Raw genomic sequence first — 3,664 nt, forward strand, 5'->3', positions numbered from 1 at the left:
CGGTATCGCGGTGACTCCGGCTGTCGAACTGACGGTGCGCGGGTGGACCGCCTACGTCGAGGACGTGATGATCCGCTGGGTCACCGATCGGCAGCTCTCGCGGCAGCACATTCATGCGCTGCTGGTGTCCTCGCTGCCCGCCTTGGCGGCAGCAGCAGCGTTGGTCGACTCCTGAGCCGACCCTTGGATGCGAGGAGCGCCGCCTCGCTGGTCGGCGCGGCGGCGCTCCTCGGTGTCCGGAGTCAGTCTCGACTGAACGCAGTCTCGATGATCTCGGCTTGTTCGACGGCGTGGACCTTGGAGGAGCCCGACGACGGTGCCGACATCGCGCGGCGGGAGATGCGGCGCAGGTCCGACAGGGTGTCCGGCAGCAAGTCGGGCAGCCACAGGCCGAGGAACGGCCACGGGCCCTGATTGGCTGGCTCTTCTTGCACCCAGGCGAAGTCGGTCGCGTTCGGGTACTGCTCCAGGGTGCGTGCCAGGCGGCGGTGCGGTACCGGGTACAACTGCTCGACACGGACGATCGCGATGTCCTCGCGCTTCTCCTTATCGCGCCGGGCCACCAGCTCGTAGTAGAGCTTGCCCGAGGTCAGCAGGACGCGGGTAACCGTGGAGCGGTCCCCGGTCCCACCGGTGCCGCTGAAGTCGCCAGCGAAGCGCGGATCGTCGCGCACCGACAGGAACTTGCCGTCGGTGAATTCCTCGATCGGAGAGACCGCGGCCTTATTGCGCAACATTGACTTGGGCGTGAAGACCACCAGCGGCCGGCTGATGCCGTCGTGCACGTGGCGCCGCAGCAGATGGAAGTAGCTGGCCGGGGTGGACGGCAGTGCGACAGTCATGGAACCCTCGGCGCACAACTGCAGGAAACGTTCGATACGGCCGGACGTGTGGTCCGGCCCCTGGCCCTCATGGCCGTGCGGCAGCAGCAGCACGACGTCGGAGCGCTGGCCCCACTTGGCCTCACCGGAGCTGATGAACTCGTCGATGATTGACTGAGCACCGTTGACGAAGTCGCCGAATTGTCCCTCCCAAAGGACGAGGGCGTCCGGATTGCCGATGGCGTAGCCGTACTCGAAGCCGAGGACGGCGTACTCGCTCAGGGGGGAGTCGTAAACCAAGAAGCGGCCCGGGCCCTCGGGGGCGAGCGTGTTCAGTGGCGTGTATTCCGAACCGTTGGCGCGGTCGATCAGCACCGAATGGCGCTGGGTGAACGTGCCGCGCCGCGAGTCCTGACCTGATAGGCGAACGGTGACGCCCTCCTCGACGAGCGTTCCGAATGCCAGCAACTCGGCGAAAGCCCAATCGACCCCGCCGGTGCGGCTCATCTCGTGCCGCCGATCGAGAACCGGCTTGACGCGCGGATGTGCGGTGAAGCCGTCGGGCAGATTGACGAAGGAATCGCCGATCTTCTCCAGAGCGGCCGACGGGACCGAGGTGACCAGCTGCGTCTGCAGCTGCTGGTCCTCGGTAATCGGCGGCGACGCCTCCGGGGTGTACCGATCGAGTTCCTTGACCTCCACGAAGACGCGTTCGAGCTGGCCCTGGTAGTCGCGCAGGGCGTCCTCGGCCTCCTTGGTGGAGATGTCACCACGACCGATCAGGGCTTCGGTGTAACTCTTGCGGACGCTGCGCAGGCTGTCGATGACGTCGTACATGGCCGGCTGGGTCATCGACGGATCGTCACCCTCGTTGTGGCCGCGACGGCGGTAGCACACCAGATCGATGACGACATCGCGGCCGAAGGCTTCGCGGTAGTCGACGGCGAGCTGGGCAGCCCAGACGCAAGCCTCCGGGTCGTCGCCGTTGACGTGGAAGATCGGGGCGTCGAGCGCCTTGGCGAGGTCGGTGCAGTAGCGGGTGGAGCGGGAGTACTCCGGGGCGGTGGTGAAGCCGACCTGATTGTTGACGACGATGTGCACGGTGCCGCCGGTGCGGTAGCCGTTGAGCATCGACAGGTTGAGTGTCTCCCAGACCACGCCCTGGCCGGCGAAGGCGGCGTCGCCGTGCAGCATTAGTGGGAGGATGTCGAAGCGGTGCTCCTCGTCGAGCAGGTCCTGTTTGGCGCGAACGATGCCCTCCAGGACCGGGTCGACGGCCTCGAGGTGGCTGGGGTTGGCGGTCAGCGAGACGTCGATCTCGTTATCGCCGAACATCTGGTAGTACTTGCCCTCGGCGCCCAGGTGGTACTTGACGTCGCCCGATCCGTGCAATTGCGAGGTGCCCAGATTGCCCTCGAACTCGGTGAAGATCTTGGAGTACGGTTTGCCGACGATATTGGCGAGCACATTCAGGCGACCGCGGTGCGGCATGCCGATGATGACCTCTTGCAAGCTGTGCTCGGCGGCGCGGTCGAGCACCGCATCCATCATGGGGATCACCGACTCGGCGCCCTCCAACGAGAAGCGCTTCTGGCCGACATACTTGGTCTGCAGGAAGGTTTCGAAGGCCTCGGCGGCGTTGAGCTTAGACAGAATGTACTTCTGCTCGGCCACCGGCGGCTTGACGTGCCGCACCTCGACGCGCTCCTGCAGCCAGCGCTGCTGCATGGGATCGAGGATGTGCGCGTACTCCACGCCGACGTGGCGGCAGTAGGCGTCGCGCAGAATCGACAGCACGTCGCGGAGCTTCATGGTGTCTTCGCCGTGGAAGCCGCCGACGTTGAAGGTGCGATCCAGATCCCACAGGGTCAAGCCGTAGCTCAGCACATCCAGGTCCGGGTGGGAGGTGCGCGCATCGCTGTCCATCATCAGCGGATCGATGTCCGCCATCAGGTGGCCGCGGCTGCGGTAGGCGGCGATCAGCTCGAGGACGCGAGTGTTCTTGTCGACCAGACCCTCGGGGACGTCACGGCGCCAGCGGACCGGCTCGTACGGGATGTGCAGGGCGGTGAACAGCTCATCCCAGAGGTCGTCGCTAAGCAGCAGGTTGTGGATGGTGCGCAGGAAGTCGCCGGACTCGGCGCCCTGGATGATCCGGTGGTCGTAGGTGGAAGTCAGGGTGAGGAGTTTGCCGACGCCCATGGTGGCCAGCTGCTGGTCGCTGGACCCCTGGAACTCGGCCGGGTACTCCATCGCGCCAGCGCCGATGATGGCGCCCTGGCCGGGCATTAAGCGCGGCACCGAGTGCACGGTGCCGATGGTGCCCGGGTTGGTGAGCGAGATAGTGACACCGGCGAAGTCTTCGGCGCCGAGCTTGCCGTTGCGGGCGCGGCGCACGATGTCCTCATAGGCCGCCCAAAACTCGGCGAAGCCCATCGTCTCGCATTCCTTGATGCCGGCGACCACGAGCGTGCGGGTGTCGTTCTTGCCCGGAAGGTCGATGGCCAGGCCCAGATTGGTGTGGGCCGGGGTGATGACGTTCGGCTTGCCGTCGATCTCGGCGAAGTGCCGATTCATGGCCGGGAACGATTTGAGTGCCTGGACGATCGCGTAGCCGAGCAGGTGGGTGAAGCTCACCTTGCCGCCGCGAGTGCGGGCGAGGTGATTGTTGATGACGGTGCGGTTGTCGATCATCAGCTTGACCGGGATGGCCCGGACGCTGGTGGCGGTCGGTACGCCCAGGGAGGCAGACATATTGCGCACAATGGCGGCGGCCGGACCGCGGAGCACCTGGGACTGATCGGCGGCCGGCTCGTCGGCGGCTGGTTTGGCTGCCGAGGCGC

At 66.0% G+C, this 3,664-nt stretch carries 1 protein-coding gene; it reads right to left on the reverse strand.

The window, feature by feature from the left end; all coding sequences use genetic code 11:
* Positions 1-242: 242 nt before the first annotated feature.
* The coding region (locus WAW85_RS14750; protein WP_422560346.1) for a multifunctional oxoglutarate decarboxylase/oxoglutarate dehydrogenase thiamine pyrophosphate-binding subunit/dihydrolipoyllysine-residue succinyltransferase subunit at positions 243-3,664 on the reverse strand (3,422 nt) is incomplete at its 5' end.

The sequence above is a fragment of the Gordonia sp. (in: high G+C Gram-positive bacteria) genome, from assembly GCF_049299075.1.
Lineage (GTDB): Bacteria > Actinomycetota > Actinomycetes > Mycobacteriales > Mycobacteriaceae > Gordonia.